The sequence below is a fragment of the Occallatibacter sp. genome, assembly GCF_035317045.1.
Lineage (GTDB): Bacteria > Acidobacteriota > Terriglobia > Terriglobales > Acidobacteriaceae > Telmatobacter.
This window is the reverse complement of record NZ_DATHHT010000023.1, coordinates 145,311-171,184: the sequence shown is the minus strand read 5'-3', so window position 1 is coordinate 171,184 and position 25,874 is coordinate 145,311. Positions and strand designations below refer to the sequence as shown.

Here is a 25,874-nt window from a genome sequence, read left to right as displayed (position 1 = left end):
GCGAAGCTAACGGCGTGCTCAGTGCGACCGAGAAACTTGCGCAAGCTGATCTTGACTCTCTGTTCGATAAAAACGCCAATACGATCGGTGCCCTGATGTTGCACCTTGCCGCCACCGAGACCTACTACCAGATGAACACCTTCGACGGCATGAAGTGGGATTCGTGGTCGGAAGACATCAAGAAGAAATGGGACCCGGCGATGAATCTCGGCGACGCAGGACGTGCAACCATCAAGGGCCACGATCGCGAATACTACGTCGGCATACTGCATGAAGTGCGAGAGAAGACGCTGGCGGAATTCCGCAAGAAAGATGATGCATGGTTCCTTTCCGCGGACAAGGCTTTTCCGTGGGGGCCTACCAATAACCTGTGCAAGTGGTTTCACGTTTGCGAGCACGAGGCGCACCACACCGGGCAGATCGCCCTGCTGCGCAAACGCCTGCCTGGCGCGAAACCCGACAGCGGATCGGGCGGGGCGATGTAATGCGCCCTTGTCTGATTGAGACTCGATGGGACCGTGCTTTCCCACCCATGGCGCGATAAAACTGCGTCATGGATGGGGCACCCGGGCCTGTGCTTCGGTTTAGATTGCGAACGCCAGAAGCCATGATTGCTTATCTGTGTCCTTTACCAGCTATGAAGCCACTCTTCATCGTGGCCGATGCGGACCGGCGTGCAGAAGAGTTCGCTGAGCTTCGGCGCAGTCAGCATCTCGGCGCGCGGGCCGTCGCCCACGATGCGGCCGCTACGCATCAGGATCACGCGCTCGATCTCGGGCAGAATGTCGCCGAGATGATGGGTTACGAGCACGAGCCCGGTTCCCTCCAGTGCGAGGCGTCGCAAAGTCTCGCGCAGTTCGCGTTGCGCAGCCAGATCGAGCGCATTCGAAGGCTCATCGAGCAACAATTGGCGCGGCCGATGCACCAGCGCCCGCGCAATCAGGATCCGACGCTTCTCTCCCGCGGACATCTCGCCCACCAGCTGAGTCGCCAGGTTTGCGGCCTCGATACGCTCCAGAGCTTCCACGGCGCGCTCGCGCATCTCGCCGGTCACATGCAGGTTCGGCCACAGCGTCGACGCAGAAAAGAATCCTGCGATCACCGCGTCGAGGCCTGTGGTCACCGCGGTACGCTCGCCCGGAAGCTCCGAACCCATCAGCCCCGCGGCCACAATGCCGAAGTGCCTGCGCAGTTCGGTCAGATCCCAACGCTCGCGCCCGAAGATGCGCACCTGCATCCCCGGCTGGACAATGGGATAAATCTGGCAGGTCATGGTGAAGATCAGCGTCGATTTGCCACATCCATTCGGGCCCAGGATCGCAACATGCTCGCCTGTTCGAATCGAAAGATCAATGTCATGCAGCACCACTCGGTCGCCACGCGCCACATTTACATGCGCCAGCTCCAGAAAATGCTCTTCGTGATCAGCCGCTGCTTGCTTCCGGCTCTCGGTCATCCACCCTCCATTTGTTAGATTAAATGGATTGACTCTTTTGTTTCGGCGATCTGTCCGACACCCAAGATCCTGCCAAAATTATTAATGAGCGACCTTTCTCAATTTGTGATTCCCCGCGGCTTCCGCTTCGGAGCGGTCAAAGCTGGACTGAAGCAGAGCGGCCGCACCGACTTCGCTCTAATCGTTGCAGACACCCCTGCATCCGCCGCCGCCGCGTTCACTGGCAATCGCGTCAAGGCCGCGCCGCTGCTCATTGACGCAGAGCATCTCCGCGCGACGGGAGGCAAGGTCCGTGTGGTCGCTATCAACGCCGGCAACGCCAACTGCGCTGCTGGCCAGCCCGGCATCGACGCAGCCCGCGCCACCTGCAAGGCCGCGGCCGAAACGTTTGCCTGCAAGCCCGAAGAGGTCTTCCCTTCTTCCACGGGAGTCATCGGCGTTCCACTGCCCGCCGAGAAACTCATCGCCGCTCTGCCGGAACTTGCGAAGTCCATCGGTTCCCAGTCGGATCACTTTCAGCAACTCGCCGAAGCCATCCTCACCACCGACACGGTGGAGAAGACCGCCTTCGCGCGCATCGAAGTTTCCACACCCGAAATCGATGGCCCCGGGGAAATTCGGCAGGAAGTCCGCATCGCTGCGGTCTGCAAGGGTTCAGGCATGATTCACCCGCAACTCGTTCCGCATGCCACGATGTTGGTCTACATACTCACCGACGCTGCTATCGAACCCACCGTGCTGGGCGCCTATCTTCGTGGCGCCATCGATCTCAGCTTCAACCGGATCTCTGTAGATGGCGATACCTCCACCAACGACACGGTGCTTCTGCTGGCCTCTGGAGCCAGCGGCGCCGCTATCGGCTCCGGCAAAACGGAATTCGCCATGGCGCTCGCGCAGGTCTGCACGTCTCTTGCACGCCAGATCGTGGCCGACGGCGAGGGCGTTTCTCATGTTGTCGAACTGCGCATTAAGGGGGCCGCATCCGACGCTGACGCTCTGCGTGTGGCCAAGGCCATCGCCCATTCGCCTTTGGTGAAAACAGCATGGGCGGGCTGCGACCCCAATTGGGGACGACTCATGGCTGCCGTCGGCTACTCAGGCGCTCTCATCGACCCCGAAGCCATTGACATTTCATTCGGTGAGCTTCCCATCTGCCGGAACGGCGGCCGGGCCGCTGCATACGATGAGAACGCGGCCCATGCCTACATCCAGCAACCGGAGTTTTCCATCGCCATCCATCTCCACCAGGGCAGTGGGTCATGCACATTCTGGACCACCGACCTCACCCACGAGTACATCCGCATCAACGCAGATTACACAACCTAGCATCTAACGAAAGTGACGTTGAACGAGCCCGCCCGGGGGGATCATTCGAACTCGCGAAACCCGGCAATTCAATTATGGCCAGCATCTCTAAATCAAAGCCCGAGCGTAGAGCAAAACCCGCGCCTCTCAAGGAGACCTTTTCGCTTGTCTCCAATGAGAAGCTGCTCGCGATCTACGCAGCTATGGTGAAGTGCCGCATGGTCCAGCAGCGGGCGGCATTGCTGTTTCAGCAGGGCAAGCTTGCATCCGATCTCCACGCATCGTCGGGACGCGAGGCTACTGCCGCCGCCATCGCTATCGATCTGCAGCCAGGCGATTCGCTCAGCCTATCAGCTGGCGATTGGCTGCCAGCATCGGTCAAGGGCATGGCGATTGAGAGCGTCTTTCGTGCCCTGGCTCCTGCTTCCGTGCAACTCAACGGCGCTGCCGCAATGGAACAAAAGAACATTCTTTCTGCGGGGGACAAGGCCCAGCGTCCAGCCTCCATTCGCGAACGCGCCCTTGCAGCGCAGGCCGCGAAACAGGATTCACTCGTGGCCGCCATTCTTCCCTCAGACGAACAGTCGCTGAAGCCGTGGCACGACATCCTGGCCGCTGCGGCTTCGCAAAGGCTCCCCATCGTCTTCGTGCACTACGCCGATGCAGGTGAACAGGCAGCAATGGCAAAGCCAGCCCGCAAAAGCAGAAACCCCCATGCCTCGTTTCACGGCGTACCAGCCATCAGCGTGGATGCGCTCGACGCCGTCGCTGTGTATCGCGTTGCTTTTGAAGCCATCGTGCGCGCGCGCCAGGGGCGCGGAGCGACGCTGCTGGAGTGTGCCACGTTCGCGGGAATCCCGAACCCGGGAAGCGAAAAAGAACCCGAACCATCCTTCGATCCGCTTCGCCTACCCGATCCGTTAGCCACTATGGAGGCCTACCTTCGAAGCAAAGGCATCGAGCCGGCGCAACACAACCAACACATTGTGGCTGCGTTTAACGTTGAACTGGATCTCGCTACCCGATTCCTCGATCTTTGAGTCAAACGAACATTGCCGCGATTGCAGTTTTTGTCTATCTTCCGGACAACAGAGCACATAGCAGAGTCCGGCCCAACCAGAATGGTAAAGTGAGGAAATGAGCGTAAGTAAACGCACAGCCACTGCTTCTGTCCTTTCAAGTGCGATTGTGCTGGCAGGACTCGTCGCTCTCAGCCTCGCCCCACTTGCAGCTGAAACGCCGGGAGCAGGCGGAGGCGCAGCCCAGGCAGCGCCAGACAGCGGTCGTCCAATCCCGGTCTGCGAGCCATCGACGCTCGATTCGCCCTATATTCCCGTCGACAGCTGGATATATCCCGCCGTCATGCGCCTCTATGGCCTCGGCTACGTCGAGACTGTTTTCCTGGGGCTGCGCCCGTGGACCCGCGCCAGCCTTGAACACATCGTTGAAGGAGCCGGAGCGCGCATCGAAGACGCGCAGGACACGCCGGATGCAGCGTCGGACGAAGCGCAGGAAATCTACAAAGCCCTGGATCGCGAACTCCATCCCGACATGCAGGGCCCGTGCGGCGTCTTCAGAGGCAAGACTCGCATTGAATCCATCTACTCCACATCGCGCGCCATCACGGGCACTCCGCTTGACGACAGCTTTCACCTCGGCCAGACCGTCATCAACGACTATGGTCGCCCCTACCAGAACGGATTCAACAATTACACCGGCGCCAGCGGCTACGCGTCGGCAGGACGCTTTCTGATCTATGTGCGTGGGGAGTTCCAGGGTGCAAGTTCCGGAACAGGGTATTCCCCTGCACTTTCACAGGTACTTGCTGGAATCGATGGCACGATTGATCCCGCTTACAACCAATTTACGTACTTTCCGCAGGCGACGATTCCACTGGGACCGATTGGCGCAACAACCCGTGGACGTCTCCTCGAAGCATATGTCTCCGCAAACTTCCTGAATCATGAGATCTCACTGGGGAAGCAGGATGACTGGCTCGGACCGGGACTGGGCGGCGGCTTTGCCTACTCCAACAATGCGGAGAATTTCTACTCGTTCCGCATCAATCGCGTCGAGCCGCTCCATGTTCCCGGGTTGTCGTATCTCACCGGCCCATTCCGCTATGAATTCATGATTGGCGAGCTTCATGGCCATGCCCATATTCCGAACCCGGATTACCCCGGCCCTGGAGAGCCCAACGTCGTCAGTCCCGGCAAACCCTGGGTGCATCTCGAAAAGATCAGCTTCCGCCCTACGGAGAATCTCGAATTTGGTTTCGAACGCACGGTCATCTGGGGTGGCCAGGGACATGGCCCCATCACGTTGCACACATTTCTGAAAAGCTTTTTCAGTCTGTCGTCCCCCACGAACGGCGACAAGCTTGGTCGCAACGATCCCGGTGCGCGTTTCGGAGCATTCGACTTTAACTATCGCCTGCCATACCTGCGCAATTGGCTAACTCTGTATACCGATGGGGAGGTCCACGACGACGTCTCGCCTATCGACGCGCCGCGGCGTGCCGCCTGGCGTCCCGGCCTCTATCTGTCGCACGTGCCCGGAGTGCCCAAACTCGACCTGCGCGCAGAAGCAGTCTCAACCGATCCACCAATCTCCACAAGCGTCTCCGGCCGCTTCATGTATTGGGAATCGATTCAGCGTCAGGGCTACACCAACAACGGCCAGATCTTCGGCGACTGGATCGGCCGCGAAGCCAAAGGCGGACAGGGTTGGATTACCTACCACTTGAGCGGCAACGAGTGGATCCAGGTCGGCTTGAGAAACCAGAAGGCCGCCAAAAACTTCATCCCCGGCTCAACCACGCAGTTGCAGCCTGGCACGGGATCGCTCATCGAGGGGGGCACGACGCTTAACGATTTCAATGTCCAGGCCGTGAAACGCATCGGCAAGGACTTTGAGATTAACGGGAACTTCGCGCTCGAACACTGGAAGGCGCCGATCTACTTGCCGGGCCAGCAGACCGTGACCACCACCACGATCAAGCTCACCTGGTTCCCCGAGCGCAAGATCAGCTTCTGATTCTTGAAAGGGACCGGCAAAGAACAGCAGATTCTTCGCTCACCACCCCCAAACTGAAAAACGTTTGGGGCTCCGTTCCCTCAGAATGACACCGCCAGTGATGGGAAGAGTTCGGTCCGGCATGCTACCGGGCTAATCGGACATCCGTCATGGCGAGTTGAGGGTAGATTTGACTCTTGTTTCGCTTACTCCTCACGCATGAGCTTCACCGGATTGACCGCCAACGCTTTTTGCGCTGGAATCCATGCTGCCATCAGGCCAAGCAGCAACATTGTTACAACTACGCCGCCGAGAACCACCGGGTCGTTCGGCGAGGCCTGGTACACGATGAACGACAGCACCTTCGTCGCCAGAAGCCCAAGCACGAGTCCAGCCACCGAGCCCACCGAAAGGAGCACAAAGGAGCGCCCCAGCGCCGTCCGTAATACCTGCTTCCGCCGCGCGCCGAGCGCCATGCGAATCCCAAGTTCGCGCAGCCGTTTGCTCACGGTATACGAGGCCATGCCGAAGATCCCCGTCACCGCCAGCATCGCGCCCAGCAGCCCCAGCACTCCGAGCGCCACCGACGCTACGCGTGCGGCAAACATCGCTGAACCCATTGCCTGGGTCCACGGCCTCACGGTGATAGGCATTGCCGAATCAAGCCCGTGCAGCGCCTTCTCCAGCGCCGCAGAAATCTCCTGCGGATCGCGGTTCGAGCGCACCAGAAGCCAGGTGTTGCTGGACTGCTGCTGCTGAAACGAGAAGAACATCGCCGGCTGCTGATCCTCTGTGAGCGTCCGGTACTTTCCATCTTCCACCACGCCCACAACTTCAGCCCGCTGCCCGCCCCAGAACTTGAAATGCCCACCGATCGCGTTGTTCACCGATCCGAAAACCTTGACTGCAAATTGCCGGTTGATCAGGGCCACCTTGGGCGCCTTGGCATCGTCCTGCATTGAGAGATCTCTGCCCGCCAGCAGATGGGTGCCTGCGGCCTCGATGTAGCCTCCCGAGATGTGGTAATTCATGGCCTCGGCAACCTGGTTGGTGGGCCGGAAATCAGTGGTGCTGTCGGCGTAAACACCCGAGTCACCGCCCTCCAGTCCCAACGGCAAGTGGTCGACATAGCCCACGGCGGTCGCGCCGGGAATAGCCGCCGCTGCTTCAAGCATGCGCCGCTGCATCTGCAACTGCCGCTCGTCTGCATAGCCCGACATATGCAGTTCCGTCCCTGCGAGTGTCACGTTTTGCGGCACAAATCCGAAATTGCTGTGCATTGAACGCGCCAGCCCGCGCACCGCCACCAGCGACGACGTCACCAGCACCGCGCAAATCGCGATCTGCAAGGCCAGCAGAACATCGCGCAGCGTTAACCGCCGCACCCCGCCAACGCCAGCCGCACCGGTACGAATCACCTGCCACGGATCGGCGCGCAGCACCTGCCGCACAGGCAACATCCCGAACAGCAGGCCGCTCGCCAGCGCCAGCAACAGCGCCACGATGTACGTGCCTGCATCTGGATTCACCGGCACGTTAATCGGAGTATCCGGAATCGGTTGCCATGTACTGAGGAAGCGCAGCACCGCGACGCCTCCCGCAAGGCCGACCGCTCCTCCCGCAAGCGAAACCAGTACCGCCTCTGTAAGCATCTGGCGCAGGATCATCCCGCGTCGCGATCCCAGCGCGAGGCGCATTGCTGTTTCCTTCGCCCGATCCGCCGAGCGCGCTGCAAACAGGCTACCGAGGTTCGCGCATGCGGCCAGCAGAATCAACCCCGCGAGCAGCATCAGGCCCGCCATAAACGCCCGCGCCGGCCCGCCAAGCATGTCCCCGATGAGCCCCGGCCGCGCCAGCGTGAACTTCACGCCTTCGTCGTCAGCCGGATAAGCTTTTGCGAGCCAGTTCCCGATGGAATTCAAGTCCTCCGTGGCCTGTGCCGCCGTTACCCCGGGTTTCACCCGTCCTACCACGAACCCGTTGTGATTGCCGCGCTGGGTCAGCTCGTCGTAGCCCTCAATCACTGGCTGCTCTACGAGCGGAATCCACATCGCCGGCGCAAAGAACAGCTCCGTACCCCGAAAATCCGGAGGCGCCACGCCAATGATCGTGAGCAGGTACTTATTCACCCCCACGGTTCGCCCAACTACACTCGCATCGCCGTGAAAATGGCCATGCCAGTACGCGTAGCTCAGCACCACATACGGAGCGCTGCCCGCCCCTTTCTCATCGGTGGCGTGATAGAAGCGTCCCAGGTAGGGCTGAATTCTCAATACGTCGAAATAATTTCCACTTGCCAGATAGGGCCATGCAGTCGACGGACTGCCCCCGGTATCCACCCCAACCGGGCCCATAATCTGGGACATCACTATGCCTTCAAACGCCCGGTTCCTATCCCGCAGATCCACATAATCGAGATAGGAATGCGAAGGAAACTGGAAGCGCTGCACCTCGTAGAGACTCTGCGCATCGGGCAATTTCACCGGCCGGAGCACCACCGCGTTCAACACACTGAACACCACCGCGTTTGCGCCAATCCCCAGCGCGAGGGTCACAATCGCCGTCAGCGTAAATCCCGGAGACTTCCTCAACTTCCGAAACGCGATCTTCAGGTTGTTCGTCATGTTGGACTCTCTTGTCGGGAGATACGCCTCCGCAGGGAGGTTGGTTCCGATTCATTTCGTTTCAGTTGAGAGTTTCTCTTTTTGACCAGGACTGGTGAAGCCCTCAGGCGAACTTGCGAAGACCAATTCCCAGAATGGGATTTTAGAGTGATCTCAAATCACGATCTTCGGCTAGAGAGAAAGCCGTAGGTATGGCATCTAACTTCTTTGTTGATAGTGCGCTGTGACTACTTTTTGAATCGAAAGATGATGTTTGAGCGTGTCTTTCGTAATCGGTTGGAATGCCGGACCTTGTTCGCCAAGACGGGTTCGGCGCCTCTGCGATGGTTATCGGATTCGCGGTCTTTGATATCGTGGATCAAAGAGGAAGATTGGCGCCTCTTCCTCTCCACCCTCGCTCCCGCACCTCATACCTAAGCTCGTCCCGACCAACAAACGTATCGTGCACATTGGAGGCAACCAGAAACATGGAAAAGGTGAATGACCGTCCGGCTTTAGAGTATTCTCCCGCACTTCCCCAGCTTGGCGCATTCGATCGCGCCAAAGCCATCGGAAAAAGCACCGCAAAGCGCGGCATCGACGTTTATTTCGCCACAAAATGCGCGTTGTTGCGCACGTTCGGCATCATCGATTTCCCCGTACCTCCGAATCATTGCCTGCGGCGCACGTCGAGCCACACGCTCCGTCATTATTACGAGTCGGGCGTCACAACCATGATGCCGATTGTGACGGCGGCCCGGATCTTTGGAGCCGATCTCGATCAGCAGGTCAACGTTCTCGATTTCGGCTGCGGCGTTGCGCGGCAGTTTTTGCAGCTTAACCGGCAGTACCCTCGCGTAAAGGCCCACGCATGCGATGCGCACCCTGACAATGTAAAACGCACCTTTCCCAATGCGGATGTATATGCCAACAGCTTCGATCCACCGCTGAAGTACGCTGACAATACCTTCGATCTGGTTTATTCCGTATCGACGTTTTCGCATTTTTCTTTTGACGACGCGAAACTGTGGCTGCGAGAGCTGGCGCGTGTGACCAGACCGGGTGGACTGATGTGTCTCACCTTCAACAGCTACACTTCGGTTGCGTGGAGCCATGATCGCGGATACATCATGGACTACTCGGCAGAGCAGCTGACGCGCGATGGGCACTGGTATTCCGTGGACGAAGCCAGCTGGTACCGGCGCAAGGCAGAGGAAGCCGTTTCGGAATTCGGATCGAACACCACAGGCGCGACGCGGCCAACCGGCGACATGTTCTTTTCGCCGGAATACGCGAAGATTTTTGTGGAAGACCTGGGGTTGAAACTGGAAGCCATTGCGCCCGGAGTCATTGATCGAATGCAGGATCTGGCTGTGATCCGCAAACCGAAGAAGTAACGAAGACAACAAGCGGGGCGCGGCAGATGACGCGCATCGCATCGCGTCGATCTGTCAAAGACTGCTGGTTGGATTGCCGAACGCGATCTCCGCGATTCGGTTATGGATTCGCGCCCTGGGTTCCTGTGCTTTTTTGCCGCGTCAGCACATACGACTTGCGCCGATCCTTCGATGCGTGGTCTATCTGCTTCCAGAAGGCAGCGAAGTAGTCGATGGCCGAAATGGTCGAGACCAGGACCGTGAAGTAGATGGCTGCGATCGCAATCCACTCAACAGGAATGACCAGCACGCCGAACTGCCACTGAAACCAGCGATGCGCGAGCACGGCCGAGACCACGCACACGATCTGCACCACGGTCTTGAGTTTGCCGAGTTCGCTGGCCTGGATCGTGAAGCCCTCAGTAGATGCGATGGAGCGGAGGCCGGAGATGAGGAACTCGCGCGCGATGATGACCACCACGATCCACACCTTGACCACGTGAGGGTTGTAGGCCACCAGCGCAATCAGCGCGCCGGTCACCATTATTTTGTCGGCGATCGGGTCCAGCAGCATGCCCATCGTCGTGATCTGTGCCCGCTTACGGGCCAGGTATCCGTCGAGGCCATCGGTAATTGAGGCGAGAACGAACAGAATTGAAGCCAGAATCTCCTGTTCGCCGTTCGGTCCCTGCAAAGGAAAATGCGGCGACAGTATCCACAGAAGGAGCGGGATCATGGCAATCCGGCTCAGCGTGATGGAGTTAGGGAGATTCACGTTCTTCTTATCAGTCCAGTTGAGTCTTTCTGAAATCGCGTAGGTTCGGAACCCGCTTGTTGACGAAGCCCCAAACTTTTGTACCCGCATGCCACAGTTTTGCGGGCGCCATTTACAACTATAGACCGCGTCGCTCAGGCCTCTCAAACCGGTGATCAAGGATGGCGCAGAGCACATAGCGCATATTTCTGGTCGTTTCTGCCTCGGATCAACGGTTCAGCACTTTCATCGAAAGGACATCGAGAAACGGCTGTTGACTCTTCAGGATGGACGATTTAGCGGCGGCGAGCGAGTACCAGGCTCCGCGATCGACCTCGGGAATTTCGATCATGCGCCCCGAGTGCGGCGGCCACTCCAGCATGCACAGATTGCTGGTCAGCTTCTTCGGATCGCAGTCGCCTTCAAACGCCCATGCGCTGACCAGTTTGCCGCCGGCCTGTCTCACAGTGCCGAGGTCGATGAATTCGCCGCTCGCTTCAAAACCGGTTTCCTCGTGGAACTCGCGCCGCGCTGCATCCAGGGGAAGCTCCCCGTCGGTGTATTCCCCCTTGGGAATCATCCACGCACCCGCATCCTTCTTGGCCCAGTAGGGACCTCCGGGATGGATGAGGAACACTTCAAGCCCTACATCTCTGCGACGAAACATTAAGAGGCCCGCACTTCGCTTTTCCATTGGGACCAGTATAAGTTCATCCATCGTTTACCATGAGGGTCAATGTTCGCGCTCGAAGCTCAACTTACTGCCGGCGAGGTACTGCGGGCCTTTCATCACGATGAGCCATTCCTGTTTCTGGGCGCGGCATTCAACACGGTCACGATTATTCTGATCGGGCTTTGTATCATTCGTCGCAAAGCAGACGGAATGCTTTTGTCGCTCGCATGTTTTGCGCACCTCTATGGGATACGACTCTGGATTAATTCTGATCTGCTTCGCCTTTCCATACCCGCCAGCGAATTCTTCCATCGGTTCAGCGCCGCGGTCGACTACCTGGTACCGGTCCCGGCATTTATCTTCTTCTATTTTGCCGGTTTCCTGGGCAAGGCAGGAAGATTTGTCGCTCCAATTTTCGTTGTTTTGTTTCTTGGTCTCTCCGCAGGCTCGATGTTGTTTGGGACGCATGCGGCATTCCGAGACATCAACAACACGGTGATCGCTGTGGCCCTGATCGCCGTCGCGTTGCGATGGTTTCGACGGATGGCACACGATCGCGATTCGCGCGTGATTGGCGTTGGACTGCTGTGCTTTGTGCTTCCCTCCATTTCCGACAATGTCTACAGGCCTTCGCACGTTGAGCCTTACGGATTTGCGGTGCTACTTGCCTGCCTCGGCTATGTCGCGGCACACCGCGCCCTGCAACGCGACAAGGAACTGGACGAAATTCAGCAGGAACTCGACCTGGCACGCCGCATGCAACTCTCCATCCTGCCTGGCGACTTCCCTGCTTCGCGATCTTTCCGGGTTGCGGCAAAGTACGTGCCAATGACATCGGTCGCAGGAGATCTTTACGACTTCCTGCTCGCCGATGACCAGCACGCCGGTCTGCTGATAGCCGACGTCTCCGGACATGGAGTTCCCGCTGCGCTCATTGCTTCGATGGTAAAGATGGCAGCGATTTCGCAGCGCGCGCAGACGGCTCACCCGGCGGTGCTGTTGTCAGGAATGAACTCAGCTCTCTGCGGCAATACGCAGGGGCAATATGTGACAGCCGCCTACGTGTACCTGGACGCTCATGCGCGAGAACTGCACTACGCTGCGGCCGGCCATCCTGCCATGCTTCTTTTGCGGAATGGCGCAGTCACCGAGATCGCGGAAAACGGGATGCTGCTGGCTGCTGTTCCGGGCGCGAACTACGAGAGCAGGTCTCTGCCGCTCGAATCCGGCGATCGGCTTTTGCTTTACACCGATGGCGTGATCGAGGCACGTAACGCTGAAGGGAGGCTCTTCGGCGAGCAGTCACTGGCAGCGGAACTGAAAACCAGTGCCCGCATGACACCTTCCGAGACGGCTGATCACCTTATCGGGGCCGTGCAGGCATGGGCCAAGTCGCAGGACGACGACCTGACAGTGCTCGTCTGCGATTTTATGGGTTCGCCCGCCCTGGCCGCCGCGGATTGACAGGCCAAAACAGAACGGGCCGCCGAAGCGACCCGTCCTCATTCAACTGAACCAGAAGACTACGCGTAGATGCCGCGCTGCTTGATGGTAAACGCCACGCGATCGATGGCCAGCATGTACGCTGCAATGCGGTTGTTCACGTTGTGGGCCTCGGCGTACCGCACCACATCGTCGAAACTGTCGCGCAGAATCTGCTCGAGTTGCTCGTTGACGATGGCTTCCTTCCAGAAGTAGCCCTGCCGGTCCTGCACCCATTCGAAGTAGCTGGCCGTAACACCGCCTGAGTTGGCCAGAATGTCGGGCACAATGAAGATGCGCTTATCCGCAAGGATTTCGTCCGCGACGGCGGTGGTGGGGCCGTTGGCGCCTTCCACGATGATGCGCGCCTTGATCTTCTCGGCGTTGCGGCTGGTGATCACGTTCTCGGTTGCCGCCGGAATCAGCACATCGCAATCGGAAACGATCAGTTCTTCGCTCGGCATGGCTTCGGCTCCGCGGAAGCCGAGCAGCGATCCATTGCGATACTTGTACTCGACCAGCTGGTGAATATCGATGCCATTGGGATTCGACAGCCCGCCCTCTTTCTCGGCGATGCCAATGATTTTGTAGCCGTGCTCCATCATCAGGCGCGCTGCGTTTGAGCCAACATTGCCGAATCCCTGAATGATGACGCGGCAGCCGTCGATGGGCAGGTTCAGATAGCGGAGGCTCTCGTCACATACCACCATGACGCCGCGCCCGGTCGCTTCAACGCGTCCGCGCGAACCGCCGATATTCAGCGGCTTGCCGGTAACGACGCTGGTGACGGTGTGACCCACGTGCATGGAGTAGGTATCCATGATCCAGGCCATCGTCTGTTCGTTGGTGTTCACATCGGGCGCGGGCACATCCTTTTCCGGTCCAATGAATTCGATGATCTCTGAAGTGTAGCGGCGCGTCATGCGCTCCAATTCGCCCTGGCTCATCTTCTTGGGATCGCAAATGACTCCGCCCTTGGCGCCGCCAAACGGAATGTTCACGACGGCGCATTTCCACGTCATCCAACTTGCCAGTGCGCGCACTTCATCGAGCGTGACTTCTGGTGCGTAGCGGATGCCGCCTTTCCCAGGACCGCGTGCTATCGAGTGCTGAACCCGGAATCCGGTAAAAATCTCAATGCGACCATCGTCCATGGTCACGGGAAAGTGAACGATAATTTCGCGCGCCGGCGTCCTCAGCAGTTTCCAAAGCCCCTCATCCAGATTGAGCTTGCGTGCTGCAAAGTCGAACCGCGCGCTTTGCGCTTCCCAGGGATTGATCTCCTGGTCCAATGTCATTGTTGTTGCGGGTACCATACCATCTCCAATTCTTTCGCCTGCCGCGGAAAGGCCTGAGGCCCTTTCACGCGCCAACTAATAGACGCAGCAGGATTTCTCCGGTTTCCGGAGTAATTCATTTGTTGCCAAGCACCAAGGATTCCCCTGAGGCTTTCTTTTGGGGTGCTGAACTTGCCGGCAATCGCCCAAACCCATGTGAGTCTAGGCCTCACACACAGCGTCGTCAAGCCGGTGAGAACCAGCCTGGGAACCCCTAGGTACTGCGCGGAATCCGAATGAGGCAAGGCTGATTTCTAAGAATGCCGTTCAGGTTTGCTTCCCAAAACCCCTGCAGATGGATGAGTAATTTTCGGTAATTCTCTGGGTACGAACGATGTTTCTATCTCGCATATAGACACTTGGATGTAGGGCACTAACGATAAGATAGCTATACCCTACAACGTTGGTAATGGAGCTCTTGTTGGAGAAATCGGTCACTAGCTCGTTGCTGGACTAGACTGACCTTGAGCCTCATGTCCTACTCCAACCATAACTTTCCGGCGGTTCCTGTGCCCGAAGCCGTTTTCGCAGTACGACCTGGAGAACAGATGCCAGCTGGAGACAGGATATTGCTGATTGACGACGATCGAGTCGTCGGCGAAATCGTCTCCGCCCTGGCAAAGGCGATGAATTTGCAGTGCGACGTGACGCGGAATTCGGAGGAATTTTTCGATCGCATTGGCCCGGAAACGACCTTGATTCTTCTTGATCTGGTCATGCCGGATATGGATGGGATCGAAATCCTTAGGCTTCTTGGCGAGCACAACTGCAAAGCGCGCATTGTTTTGATGAGCGGAATCAACATTCGCGTCATCGAAACCGCCAAAAAACTAGCTCAAACGCTGGGTCTCGCCGTGGTCGGGCACCTCCAAAAGCCCTTCCCGATCGGACAACTACAGGAGCTGCTCCTCGCCAGTATTGGGCCGGAGAAGCCTGCCGACAAGCAGAACGAGCAACGCATTGCCATTCCCGATGAAGACCTGCGCCAGGCCTTCGAACGCGATGAGTTTGTTCTCTACTATCAGCCCCAAATCAATATCGCCACCGGAGTCGTGACCGGAGTTGAAGCCCTGACGCGCTGGGAGCATCCCGAACTCGGACTCGTCTTCCCGGACAATTTCATCTCCAGGATTGAAGCCCTGGGCCTCATGGACCGGTTCTGCTGGATCACGGCGGAACGCGCGCTCAACGAGGTAAGGCAGTTCTCGGCGCCGAATGGGCATCTGCCCCGGCTCGCCATTAATGTTTCCGTCAGTTCGCTGCGCGATCTGAAGTTCCCCGACATCCTGATGAACCTCGCGCGCAAGTACGACTTTCCGGCCGAGCGCATCGTTCTAGAGATCACCGAGTCTGGACTGATGGAGTTTTCGCTCGCGCTCGACGTTCTCACCCGCCTCCGCATGCGCAACTTCCAGCTCTCCATTGACGACTTCGGCACCGGCTACTCGATGATGACGCAGTTGCAGAACGTGCCCGCAATCGAACTGAAAATCGACAAGACCTTTGTGCAGCACATGCACGCCAGGCACGCGGACCTGGTGATGGTGGAAAAGATTATCGAAATGGGCCATGAGCTCGACATGGAAGTGATTGCCGAGGGAGTGGAAACCGACGAGCAATACGATCTTCTGCGGGAAAAAGGCTGCGATGGCGTGCAGGGATTTCTTTTCAGCCGCGCTCTGCCGCCTGCCGACATCATTCGCTGGCTTGAAACCCACCGATCCCAGCAAGTACAGTAGTCGCATCGCCGTTCACAGGGATCGACAAGCTCTAATCAAAATCCCCACTTCAGTCAGATCAACGCGATGACGCGCGTTCATCGCAGTCATTGGAGAGAGCCATGGCGATTGGAGAGGCTTATGCGCAGACTTGCAAGCGCGGTGCTGGTGGCCGCGACCTTTCTCACCGTGTGGCCGGTCTTTGCCCAGGCGCCCATCGCGAAGGTCCCGCCGGACTCCAGCCAAATCGCGCAACCCCAGGCCATCAAGCCCGGAACGAGCGCGCCCACACCCGGCCACTCTCTCGACCAGGCGGATCTCGCCGCTTTTTTCGACGGCGTCCTTCCCCTCCAGCTTGAGCGAAACGACATCGCAGGCGCATCTGTGCTGGTGATGAAGGATGGCAATGTCCTGCTCCAGAAGGGCTATGGCTACGCCGACGTTAAATCGAAGAAGCCCGTCGATCCGGCATCGACGATCTTTCGACTTGCCTCGATTTCGAAGCTCTTCACATGGGTCTCGGTAATGCAACTGGAGGAGCAAGGCAAGCTGAACCTTGACACCGACGTCAATCAGTATCTCGACTTTCCGATCCGCGCCGCCTTCAACAAGCCAATTACGCTGCGCGACCTGATGACGCACACGGCGGGATTTGAAGAGTCGCTCGATGAAATCATCATTACCAATCCCAAACAGGCGGTCTCGCTGCGCGATTATCTGATCGCCAACCAGCCGATGCGTATCTATCCTCCGGGGGAAATCCCGGCATATTCAAATTACGGAGTAGGACTTGCAAGCTACATTGTTCAGCGCACCAGCGGAGAGCCCTTCGAACAATATGTACAGGAGCACATCTTCGCGCCACTCGGCATGACCCACTCGTCTTTCTATCAGCCGCTGGAGAAATCGTTGGCCAACCTTCCATCGGATGGTTATCGCGGAAACACCACCAAGCCCGCTGTCGGTTTTGAGATCTTCAACCCCGTCGGCGCTGGCGGCATCTCCTCGAGCGCCGCCGACATGGGCCGCTTTGGACAGGCGCTGCTGAACGGCGGCGAACTCGATGGCAAGCACATCCTCAAGCCGGAGACACTTGCGCGGATGTGGACACCGCAGTTCCGAGCCAGCGACCAACTGCCTCCGATCTGCATGGGCTTTTACCAGGACTGGCGCAACCATCTCCACTGGATCGGGCATGAGGGTGATCTGATTGCATTTCACAGCCTCTTCTTTGTCGAACCAACGCAGAAGATTGTGCTGTTTGTCTCCTACAACTCGGCTGGCGGCGGCTCAGAGCCGAGGCCGGAGATCATCAACTTTTTTTCAGATCGCTACTTTCCTGGCGCACCAGACGTTCAATATGTGAAAACGCCGGCAAATCAATTGAAAGATATTGCGGGAACGTACGAGTCGACGCGCCGTGACGACACCACCAAATTCAAGCTTTCAACGTTGTTCAGCCAGCGCAGTGCATCGGTCGACAAAGATGGCGTTCTCACAATCAACGGTGCGCGAGATCTGCGCGGTCATCCGATCAAGTGGAAGCCGATCGGCAAGGATCTGTGGCTGGCCGAGGGTGAACAGCAGCACCTCTTCGCGATTCGTGATGGCCGGAACAAGGTGGTGCGCCTTGCCGTCGATTTTCCCGGAGTGCAACTGCAGCGCGTGCCCTGGTATGAAAACCAGACCTGGGTATTGATCGCTCTCTGGTCGAGCATCGGGATCCTTGTACTCGTGATTCTTGCCAGTCTCATTCGAACCTGGCGCCGCCTGTTCCAGCGCAGGCGTGGCCGTCCTGAGCCGCAGCCGGGAACCATCTGGATCACCGCTGCGCCACGGCTGGCTGCCTTCCTGTGGGTCATTTTCCTTGGCGTGCTGATCGGATATTTCGCTGTAAAGGGCGACGACCTGATGCCTCCCACTCCTGCGTGGTTCAAATGGTTTGTCGCGGAAAATTTCGTCGCCATGCTGGCGATCGTCCTCAGCACGCTTGCCGTTGTTGCCGGAATCGACGCCTGGAGCCGGGAGATTCGCGTGATTACGAAGCTCAAGTTTTCCTTCGTGGCGCTCGCTTGCGCCTTCGTGAGCTGGTTCGCCATTCATTGGCACATCATCGGGCCGACGAATCGGATCTAGCGGCAAGAAGTGAATGAGTTAACGAGTGAACAAGCGAACAAGTGAAGAAGTGACGAAGTGACGGCGCGTTCACTGGTTCACTCTTTCACTTTTTTTCACTCTTTCATTTTGTTCACTCGTCCAATCATTGGTTCCTTCAGTGCTCCTTTACACTGGAAGCTGTGAAGCCCTCATCGAATCTCATCCAACCCAGCCGCAAGGAATTTTTGGCGCTCGCCAAAAAGCATACGCTCGTCCCCGTCTACCGCACGCTCACGGCCGACCTTGAAACTCCGGTCTCGGCCTTCTTGCGCGCGGCGTGGCAGGAACGCGAATGCTTTCTGCTGGAGTCGGTTGAGAACGGCGAACAAGTTGGCCGCTACACCTTTATCGGGCTCAATCCGTACAAGCGGATCGTCGCGCGCGGCCAGCAGATCGATATCACCGAAGGCGGTCGCACCACGCGCATTGAGGGCGACATCTTTGAAGTGCTGCGCGAGGCACTCGGCGGCCACAAGCCGGCACGGATCGCCGGACTTCCTCCGTTCACAGCCGGCGCTATCGGTTTCTTCGCCTACGACGCTGTTCGCCAGATCGAGCGGCTGCCCAATCACGCCAAGGATGAACTCGGTGTTCCTGATGCGTGCCTACTCTTTTTCGATGAAGTGCTCGCCTTTGACCACGTGCGCAAACAGATCTGGATGGTGGCCACGGCCGACGTTACGCTTACCAAACCCGATGAAGCTTACGCCAAGGCGGTAAAGAGGCTGGCGAAGATGGAAAAGCGCCTGGCGACGCCGTTGCCGAAGCTGCCGCAAGTGCGGACCGCCAATCCGGTGAAGGTAAAGCGACGCACCAGCAAGAAGAACTTTCTTGCCGCCGTCGAGCGCACCAAGGAATACATCGCCGCGGGTGACATCTTTCAGGCCGTGCTTTCGCAGCGTCTCGATGTGACAACGGGCATGGACACCTTCCAGGTGTATCGCTCGCTGCGCACGGTGAATCCAAGCCCCTACATGTACTTCCTGCGTTTTACACCGGATGGGTCGCTGGGCACCGCGAAAAGATCGAAGCCCTCGAACAGCGTGGAGCTTGCCGGCTCATCGCCGGAGTTGCTGGTGCGCGTGCACGATCGCAAAGTCGAGTATCGGCCGATCGCGGGCACGCGTCCACGTGGAGCTAACGAAGCTGAAGATCTGCGCCTCGAAGACGAGATGATGCACGACGAGAAGGAACGCGCCGAGCACGTGATGCTTGTCGACCTCGGCCGCAACGATGTCGGCCGTGTCAGCGAGTTTGGCAGCGTTAAAGTCGATCGCCTGATGTTTGTCGAGCGCTACAGCCATGTGATGCACATTGTCAGCACCATCGAAGGCAAACTTAAGCCTGAACTAACCGCTGTCGACGCGCTGCGCGCATGCTTTCCTGCCGGCACGCTCTCAGGTGCGCCCAAGGTTCGCGCCATGGAGATCATCGAAGAGTTGGAGCCGTCGCGCCGCGGGACGTACGGAGGCGCCGTGCTCTACGCCGACTTCTCCGGCAATCTCGACTCTTGCATCGCCATCCGCTCGCTGCTGACCACCGGTGGCAAAGGATACGTCCAGGCGGGCGCCGGCATTGTTGCCGACTCCGTCCCGGAGCTTGAACATCAGGAGTCGCTCAACAAGGCTCAGGCCGTGATTCGCGCGATTGAGCGCGCCCGGGAACTGTAGTTGAAAGCTACTCCGCGCCAAACAGCCGGCGGAAGAAGTGCCCCATGCGCGCCATGAATCCGGGCTTCTTGTCGCCTTTGACCTTGGGCAGCTTGTGCCTTGGCACATGCACCGGCGGAACAGGTTCTCCGCCAGTTGCCGTAATGGTGTCGGTCGCAGGCGGAGGTTCGCCGCTCTTGTGCACGAACGTGTCTGTCGCCTCAGTCGGTGCGGTTGAGGGCGTCACTCCCGGGGGACCGGGCGGGGGAAGCGGTGAGAGGCCTGCGCTCTGCGCCTCAGGGAACTCATTGGTGTTCGGATGCAGCGGCGCCGGGCATCCGCAAGACTCCTTCTCCTGGTCGACCACCGAAGTCACGCTTCCGTGCTGGAACATCACGCGCTGCCCCGCCTGCACGCGATAGATGCCGCCGTCAAAGACGCTCGTCACCAGCACGTAGGGCGCGCTCACACCTGCATTGTCAACGCACGTGTCGCCATGCTGGCCAAGGCGCACCTTCACATCCGCCGCGCCGGGACCCCCGATCAGAATGCGGAAGTCGGGAGTAAGCAGCACGTCAGAATTGCGGCCGGTGGCAAAGCTTGCCTCGACCGCGCCGTGATCGATCACCATCATCAGGCCGGCGATCTCGTCCTTGGGAACGCTGGCGTCAGCGGCCAACTTCACGGTGGTCGATGCGCACACGCGCAACACGCCCCGCCGCGGCAGCGTCACTTCAGTCGTGCCGGTGCCCGAGGTGATGGCTCCGTTGGTGGCGATCATCGCTCGCCCATTGGCAACTTGCAACGCTCCCGTCACCATGGCGGCACTGGCGGGATCTTTGCTGTCGAGTGGAACGATTGCGATCGGCCCCGATTGCGTGGGTCCATAGGACGGATTGCTGTCCGCAGGCGTACTCGGCGGAGCCGGCTGCGTTTCCGAAGGAGGCGTAGGCCGGGACTTGGGCGCCTGCGACCACAGAAGTGGGCCGGCGCAGCACGCCCCGCATATCAGAATCCAATGCAGCGTGTCTTTCGCGGGCCTATGGGAGTCTTGCATCGCGCCTACATTTCCAGGAAGTTGCGGATCATCTGGTGACCGCCTTCGGTCAACACGGACTCGGGATGAAACTGGACGCCCTCGACCTTCATCGTGCGGTGGCGCAGCCCCATGATGACAGACCTGCCCTTTGCGCCCGCGCCGTTTGCTTCCGCCGTGCGCGCCGTAACTTCAAGATCCGACGGCAGCGATTTCTCGGCCACAATCAGGGAGTGATACCGGGTGCAGATAAGCGGTGTCGGCAATCCGGAAAAAATGCCTTTGCCGTCATGATTCACTTTGCTCGTCTTGCCATGCATCAGGCTCTGGGCGCGCACGACCTGTCCGCCAAAGGCTTCGCCGATGGCCTGGTGCCCCAGGCAAACGCCGAGGATGGGAGCTTTGCCCGCCATGTGGCGGATGAGCGGAACCAGGATGCCCGCTTCTGCCGGCGTGCAGGGGCCCGGCGACAGCAGGATGCGCTCCGGCTTCAGTGCTTCCACCTCTTCGACGGTGAGTTCGTCGTTGCGGCGAACCAGCACATCCGCCCCAAGCTCGCCCAGGTATTGAACAAGGTTGTAGGTGAAAGAATCGTAGTTATCGAGGACAAAAACCATCGGTGAAACCAGTGTAGCGCGAGCGGCAATCAGATCGGAGCCGGGCCGATCCCAAAGCCGCTCGGGTTGTTCCGATGTTCAAAGCAGTCTTCAACATCTGACCGCGCAACCCGCCATGCGGGCTAGCGAGCGACCTCGACGATCATGAACGTGCCTGGCTTTGCCTTCGGACGGGCCGTAGATCCGGCGGGCTGCGGCTCGAATTCCGCGGTGGGAAGGAAGATTTGGTGCGCCGTTGTGTCGACGCCCATGGTTCTCGCTCCATCGGGAGTCTTGACGGTCTGAGCGACCTCGTATTTCCCCGCTTTTTCGCCGGCCACGATCAGGGAGCCGTCCCGGCAGCTTGCGAAGGCAAGGGCTCCATCTACCTTGGTAGCATCAACTCCCACACCGATGGGGAGGTCGGCCAGTACTTTGCCTGTCTCCGTACTCATCACAATCAGCTTCTGCGGCTTGCGACAGCCCACAAACAGGCGGTGCGTCCGGGAGTCCAGCGACATGCCGACGGGATGGCCACCTGGAGTCACCGGCCAACGGGAGGTCACACTCCGGCTCTGCAGGTCGACAACCGCGACAAGGTCCTTGTCCTCAAGATTGATATAGATCTTGCCCGTGCCATCGGCGGCCAGGAATTCCGGCTTCCCGCCAAGCTCGATGGGAGGATCAATTTTGCCATTTTTCGGATCGATGTCGGGCTTGAATGTCATCAGCACGCCGCCGTCACCGGAAACCGCGAGAACGCGGTCCTGTGCGGCGTCGTAGATGATGCCGTCCGAGTCCGGTACGGTCGCCAGGGTCCCCAGCACCGCGTAGGTCTTCAAGTCGAAGATGACGATCGCCCCGCTGCCGCCGCCGTCGGTAATGAAACCGCGTCCGGCATTGGGAGCGATGGCGACGCCGTGCGCGACCTTCTGGCCGGGAATGTCGCCCAGCACTTTGCCCGTATTCTCATCGAGCACCTGGGTGTGCGTGGTGCGCGGGACAAAGAGCCGGTGGCTTGCGGCATCAACTGTAAGGTAGTCCCACCCGCCATCACCACCCACGGGGAAAGTCTTCACGACTTTCCAGTCTGATTGCGCAATCGCAGGCACCTCAATCGCAGAGGCCAAGAGCACTGCTGCTGCAACAGAGGCAATCCGAAATGTTTTCATTTTTTCCCCTCTCTGGTGAAGAATGTGAGAGCGATTCCGACAAGTGTGCGTGAAAATCCCAATCCACGGCTTTCTTCTTCCAGTCAGCGCAATCCTACGTCTGCCCTCCTTAATCTGCGCTGAAGCTACATCAATATGCGGTTGCAATCAGTGAAAGATCGCGCAAAAGCCGCAAATGCACTACTCTCTCTGCGCCGCGCGACGTGGCGTGGCGCCTTCCCGGTTGCGCGGAAGCAAGCGCATCTGAAAAACTGACGATGGTCTTCAAATGATGGTTCTCCACTTTCTGATTCAAGGGCGCGTGCAGGGCGTAGGTTTCCGCTGGTTCGTTCATCGCGAAGCCAGCGAGCTTGATCTGCGCGGCTGGGTGCGCAATACCGAAGATGGCGATGTGGAAGTCGTGGCCTCAGGCACTGCTGATGACCTGGCAGAACTGCGCGCCAGCCTTCGCCGTGGCCCGCGCGGCAGCCGCGTCGACCGCCTCATTGAGCACCATCTGGACGACAAAGAGGCGACGGGGCTGAATGCGTTCCGGATTGAAGGGGCGTGGTGAGGCGCCGCCAAGCTGCGCAGTGGTCAGTGCACAGTGGACAGTTTTTCTGTTGGACGACCAGCATGACTGATAACTGAGGACTGAAGACCACTACTGAAGACCTGCCTTTTATAATTGCTGTTGACAGCAATAATTTTTTAGAGCACTTCGCGCAGTTTTCAGATCTCAGTTATCAGAGGCCAGTCGGTAAGACTGAGAGCTGAGGACTGAAGACTGACAACTTCGACAGTCTCGAGGAGCGAGCGAACGCATGCCCGAAGCAATCAAGCCGATTGACGTGGAAGCACTGAAGGCGCTGGTGCGCACCGTGCCGGATTTTCCCAAGCCGGGGATCTTGTTTTATGACATCACCACGCTGCTGAAGGATAAGACAGGCTTTGCCAAGCTGATCGATTTGATGGCCGCCCACTATCTCGAACGCAAAATCGACCTGGTGCTGGGGATCGAGGCCCGCGGGTTCATCTTCGGGCCCGCGCTCGCCTATCGGCTGAATGCAGGGTTCGTGCCGGTGCGCAAACCGCGCAAACTCCCGGCGCCCGTGGCACGCGTCACCTACGACCTCGAATACGGATCGGACACGCTGGAGATTCACATGGACGCAATCCAGCCGGGGCAGCGCGTGGTGCTGGTCGATGACCTGCTTGCGACTGGGGGCACCATGGAAGCGACGGTCAAGTTGGTGAATGAACTGGGCGGCGAGATTGCCGGGCTCGCCTTTGCCGTGGAGCTGGATTTCCTGAAGGGCCGCGACCGCTTCAAGAAGTACGACGTCTTCAGCCTGTTGCACTACGACGAATAGCAAGGCAGATCTGCACGCGTAGCCTGCAGCTTGAAAGCGCCCTCATTCATCGCCAATCGATCCCCGACTGATACGGTCGGAGCTCATTGGGCTAATTTCCTGCAAATTCGCGGTGGAAAGCTGCAAATTTCGGGAGGGGGTGCGGGTATGTATCGATCTGTCCCCGCTCGATCCTAAAGGCGTGAATTCTCCGAACACAACGATGCCTCACTCGGTTCGGTACTACCGATGCGGGACTGAAAATCAAGAGGCTGCCCGCTACTGGGCAGAGTCTCCCCGTACCACTTGTTGTTTGGCGTCACTCCATTCTCTGTAAGAACCGTCGTACATCGCGGCGTCAAAGCCAAGGTAACGCGCCAGCATGTACACATACGAGGCCTGCAAGCCGACTTCGCAATACGAAACGGCCTTCGTCTTGCCGGTGACTCCGGCCGCGGTAAAGAGCTGCCGAAGTTGCTCCGGCGATTTCAGCAAGGGCTCTTTCTCGCTGACCAGCGCGTTCTCCCAGTAGAGCGATTGGGCGCCGCCCAAGTGACCGTTGCGATAACGCTTCGACGGACGAGCGTCGACGATAACGATTTCCTTCTCCGGATCGCCAACTAATCTCTTCATGTAATCCATCTTTGCAATGATCTCAGGATGCAGATGGACTGTCAGGCTCCCGGGTTTAACGTCTCGGGTCTCTGTCGAGGTGGGCCGGTTTTCTCGAGTCCACTGGTCAAGGCCGCCATCGAGCAGTGCAGCTTGGTTTCCGTGTCCCAGGTAGTCCAGGGTAAAGAAGAGACGGGTTGCCATTGGGTCCCAGTCAGGCGCGTAATACACTACGCGCGAGTCGTCACCAATCCCGATTTCCTCCAGGTTCTTCTTCAACTGGTCTGGGGGCAGCAGTTCGGTTCCCGGCGCGGTTTGACCGGTGGCGAATTTGTCCATCGACAGATATCGTGCGCCGGGGATATGGGCTGCGCGATAGTCGCTTTCGTCATGGCCGATATGCACGATCACCAGGTTCGGATCAGCCAGGTGGCCAGCCAGCCATTGAGTGGAGACAACCAGTTCCGGATGCGCAGGACCGGCATCTGTTGAACTTTTGGACGCGGCACTGCCAGACAAACTGAAAAGGCTGAACAGCGAACACGCGGCGACTATCGACAACATGGAATTTCGTTTCATATTAGTTCCTTCATCGGGTGAGATGTTTTTGTTGATGAGTAGCGGTCGCCCGCTGTAGAGCGGGTGAGCGCACAAGTATGTTGCCGGCGGTGCGAACCCACTCGTAGATCGAGCCGTCGTACATGGCAGCCCGGTATCCCAGATACCTTGCGACAAAATACGTAAATGACGACTGCATTCCGGTTCGGCAATAGGTGACAACCGTCCTACTCGACCCGGCGCCTGCATCTTGGAATCGCTGTTGCAGTTCTTCCGGACTTAGCAGTTGCGGATCCGCGTCGGAGCGAATCAACCTCTTCCAATACAAGCTTCGCGATCCGGCGATGTGCCCGGACTGAGAGATGGATTCGGAATTCACAATGCCAGTATGTTCGGCCACCGGTCTTGCATCGAGTAATGCGTAATCGGAAACACCCTTGCCGGCACCAAAGCTCAGTCTTCGCATTTGCGCAGTGCTGACCAGAATGTCGCGATGAACATGCGGGATGAACTCGGCGCGAGCTACAAGAGGCTCTTCCTTCGACGTCCTTCGCAATTCCGCCTTCCACGTTTTCATACCTCCGTCCAATAGGGCCGCGTGATCCCCGAGTCCGAGGTAGTCGAGGGTGAAGAAAGCTCGTGCCGCCAGAACGCCGCCGGTATCGTCGGCAAGTATCAAGCGCGATTGCTGACTCACTCCCAGGCTTTCGAACGTAGCCTGCAGGTCCTCGACCGATGGGAGCTCGTTCAGCGAGTCCTTGTGCTGTTCAACCAACTCGTCGAGCCGCACAAAACGTGAGCCCGGTATGTGTCCGGAATCGAATTGACTTCGGTCGCGTCCGATGTACACGACAATCAGGTCGTGGTCATTAAGGTGTTGCTGCAGCCATGTAGTCGATACCAGCATCTCCGTGCGCACTGTCGGTCGGGGGTCATCCTGGGCGTAAACGCGTTGAAACGCCGTGCTCAAGACGGCGGCTCCGATCAACGGAAGCGCCGCCTTGCTTGTCATCTCTCTCAGCATCGCTTCCTTTTCCAGCATGA

At 58.5% G+C, this 25,874-nt stretch carries 21 protein-coding genes; 11 read left to right on the top strand and 10 right to left on the bottom strand.

All coding sequences use genetic code 11. The features are described from left to right. Positions 1–485, top strand: a 485-nt coding sequence (locus VK574_RS10960) for a mycothiol transferase (RefSeq protein ID WP_472799887.1), incomplete at its 5' end; no start/stop codon positions are given. Between the two features lie 143 nt (positions 486–628). On the opposite strand, the gene VK574_RS10955 is transcribed toward VK574_RS10960, so the two are convergent. Next, positions 629–1,456: an ABC transporter ATP-binding protein gene (locus VK574_RS10955; protein ID WP_472799886.1), complete on the bottom strand. Its 828-nt coding sequence runs from the start codon at positions 1,454–1,456 to the stop codon at positions 629–631. An 84-nt stretch (positions 1,457–1,540) separates the two neighbouring features. On the opposite strand from VK574_RS10955, the gene argJ reads away from it, so the two are divergent. The 3 genes from argJ (at position 1,541) to VK574_RS10940 (ending at position 5,797) form a co-directional block, all read left to right on the top strand. Beyond that, complete coding sequence (argJ, locus tag VK574_RS10950; protein ID WP_472799885.1) at positions 1,541–2,782, top strand: bifunctional glutamate N-acetyltransferase/amino-acid acetyltransferase ArgJ; 1,242 nt, start codon at positions 1,541–1,543, stop codon at positions 2,780–2,782. A 74-nt stretch (positions 2,783–2,856) separates the two neighbouring features. Next, positions 2,857–3,801 (top strand): thiamine pyrophosphate-dependent enzyme, encoded by a 945-nt coding sequence (locus tag VK574_RS10945; protein WP_472799884.1) that lies wholly within the window; start codon positions 2,857–2,859, stop codon positions 3,799–3,801. Between the two features lie 97 nt (positions 3,802–3,898). Continuing rightward, entirely contained in the window at positions 3,899–5,797 is a 1,899-nt protein-coding gene (locus VK574_RS10940; protein ID WP_472799883.1) for a capsule assembly Wzi family protein, read from the top strand. A 185-nt stretch (positions 5,798–5,982) separates the two neighbouring features. On the opposite strand, the gene VK574_RS10935 is transcribed toward VK574_RS10940, so the two are convergent. After that, a complete protein-coding gene (locus VK574_RS10935; RefSeq protein ID WP_472799882.1) occupies positions 5,983–8,400 on the bottom strand; it encodes an ADOP family duplicated permease in 2,418 nt (805 codons plus the stop codon). Positions 8,401–8,867: 467 nt separating this feature from the next. Between VK574_RS10935 and VK574_RS10930 the strand changes: the two genes are divergently transcribed. Further along, entirely contained in the window at positions 8,868–9,776 is a 909-nt protein-coding gene (locus VK574_RS10930; protein ID WP_472799881.1) for a class I SAM-dependent methyltransferase, read from the top strand. 100 nt (positions 9,777–9,876) lie between these two features. Here the strand turns inward: VK574_RS10930 and pgsA are convergent, their stop codons facing one another. Together pgsA and VK574_RS10920 are read right to left on the bottom strand one after the other, a co-directional pair. Continuing rightward, a complete protein-coding gene (gene pgsA, locus VK574_RS10925) occupies positions 9,877–10,530 on the bottom strand; it encodes a CDP-diacylglycerol--glycerol-3-phosphate 3-phosphatidyltransferase (protein ID WP_472799880.1) in 654 nt (217 codons plus the stop codon). Positions 10,531–10,738: 208 nt separating this feature from the next. After that, on the bottom strand, positions 10,739–11,203 hold the full coding sequence (locus tag VK574_RS10920) for an NUDIX hydrolase (RefSeq protein WP_472799879.1): 465 nt from the start codon (positions 11,201–11,203) through the stop codon (positions 10,739–10,741). Positions 11,204–11,245: 42 nt separating this feature from the next. Between VK574_RS10920 and VK574_RS10915 the strand changes: the two genes are divergently transcribed. Next, a complete protein-coding gene (locus VK574_RS10915) occupies positions 11,246–12,646 on the top strand; it encodes a PP2C family protein-serine/threonine phosphatase (RefSeq protein WP_472799878.1) in 1,401 nt (466 codons plus the stop codon). A 59-nt stretch (positions 12,647–12,705) separates the two neighbouring features. Here the strand turns inward: VK574_RS10915 and VK574_RS10910 are convergent, their stop codons facing one another. Continuing rightward, a complete protein-coding gene (locus tag VK574_RS10910) occupies positions 12,706–13,980 on the bottom strand; it encodes a Glu/Leu/Phe/Val family dehydrogenase (RefSeq protein ID WP_472799877.1) in 1,275 nt (424 codons plus the stop codon). A 569-nt stretch (positions 13,981–14,549) separates the two neighbouring features. On the opposite strand from VK574_RS10910, the gene VK574_RS10905 reads away from it, so the two are divergent. The 3 genes from VK574_RS10905 (at position 14,550) to trpE (ending at position 19,546) form a co-directional block, all read left to right on the top strand. Next, positions 14,550–15,740, top strand: coding sequence for an EAL domain-containing protein (locus VK574_RS10905; protein ID WP_472799876.1), 1,191 nt, complete (start codon positions 14,550–14,552; stop codon positions 15,738–15,740). A gap of 120 nt (positions 15,741–15,860) precedes the next feature. After that, the gene (locus VK574_RS10900) at positions 15,861–17,855 is read left to right on the top strand and encodes a serine hydrolase domain-containing protein (protein WP_472799875.1); all 1,995 of its coding nucleotides are present in this window, start codon (positions 15,861–15,863) and stop codon (positions 17,853–17,855) included. Positions 17,856–18,016: 161 nt separating this feature from the next. Continuing rightward, a complete protein-coding gene (gene trpE / locus VK574_RS10895; RefSeq protein ID WP_472799874.1) occupies positions 18,017–19,546 on the top strand; it encodes an anthranilate synthase component I in 1,530 nt (509 codons plus the stop codon). Between the two features lie 7 nt (positions 19,547–19,553). Here the strand turns inward: trpE and VK574_RS10890 are convergent, their stop codons facing one another. From VK574_RS10890 to VK574_RS10880, 3 genes are all read right to left on the bottom strand, one after another. Continuing rightward, complete coding sequence (locus VK574_RS10890; protein ID WP_472799873.1) at positions 19,554–20,582, bottom strand: hypothetical protein; 1,029 nt, start codon at positions 20,580–20,582, stop codon at positions 19,554–19,556. A 5-nt stretch (positions 20,583–20,587) separates the two neighbouring features. Beyond that, on the bottom strand, positions 20,588–21,178 hold the full coding sequence (locus VK574_RS10885; RefSeq protein ID WP_472799872.1) for an anthranilate synthase component II: 591 nt from the start codon (positions 21,176–21,178) through the stop codon (positions 20,588–20,590). A 122-nt stretch (positions 21,179–21,300) separates the two neighbouring features. Beyond that, on the bottom strand, positions 21,301–22,329 hold the full coding sequence (locus tag VK574_RS10880) for a YncE family protein (protein ID WP_472799871.1): 1,029 nt from the start codon (positions 22,327–22,329) through the stop codon (positions 21,301–21,303). 268 nt (positions 22,330–22,597) lie between these two features. On the opposite strand from VK574_RS10880, the gene VK574_RS10875 reads away from it, so the two are divergent. Further along, positions 22,598–22,882: an acylphosphatase gene (locus VK574_RS10875; RefSeq protein ID WP_472799870.1), complete on the top strand. Its 285-nt coding sequence runs from the start codon at positions 22,598–22,600 to the stop codon at positions 22,880–22,882. A gap of 250 nt (positions 22,883–23,132) precedes the next feature. After that, positions 23,133–23,681, top strand: coding sequence for an adenine phosphoribosyltransferase (locus VK574_RS10870; RefSeq protein WP_472799869.1), 549 nt, complete (start codon positions 23,133–23,135; stop codon positions 23,679–23,681). Between the two features lie 258 nt (positions 23,682–23,939). Here VK574_RS10870 and VK574_RS10865 read toward each other — a convergent pair whose 3' ends face one another. After that, positions 23,940–24,851 (bottom strand): sulfurtransferase, encoded by a 912-nt coding sequence (locus tag VK574_RS10865; RefSeq protein ID WP_472799868.1) that lies wholly within the window; start codon positions 24,849–24,851, stop codon positions 23,940–23,942. Positions 24,852–24,861: 10 nt separating this feature from the next. After that, complete coding sequence (locus tag VK574_RS10860; protein ID WP_472799867.1) at positions 24,862–25,872, bottom strand: sulfurtransferase; 1,011 nt, start codon at positions 25,870–25,872, stop codon at positions 24,862–24,864. Positions 25,873–25,874: the final 2 nt, after the last annotated feature.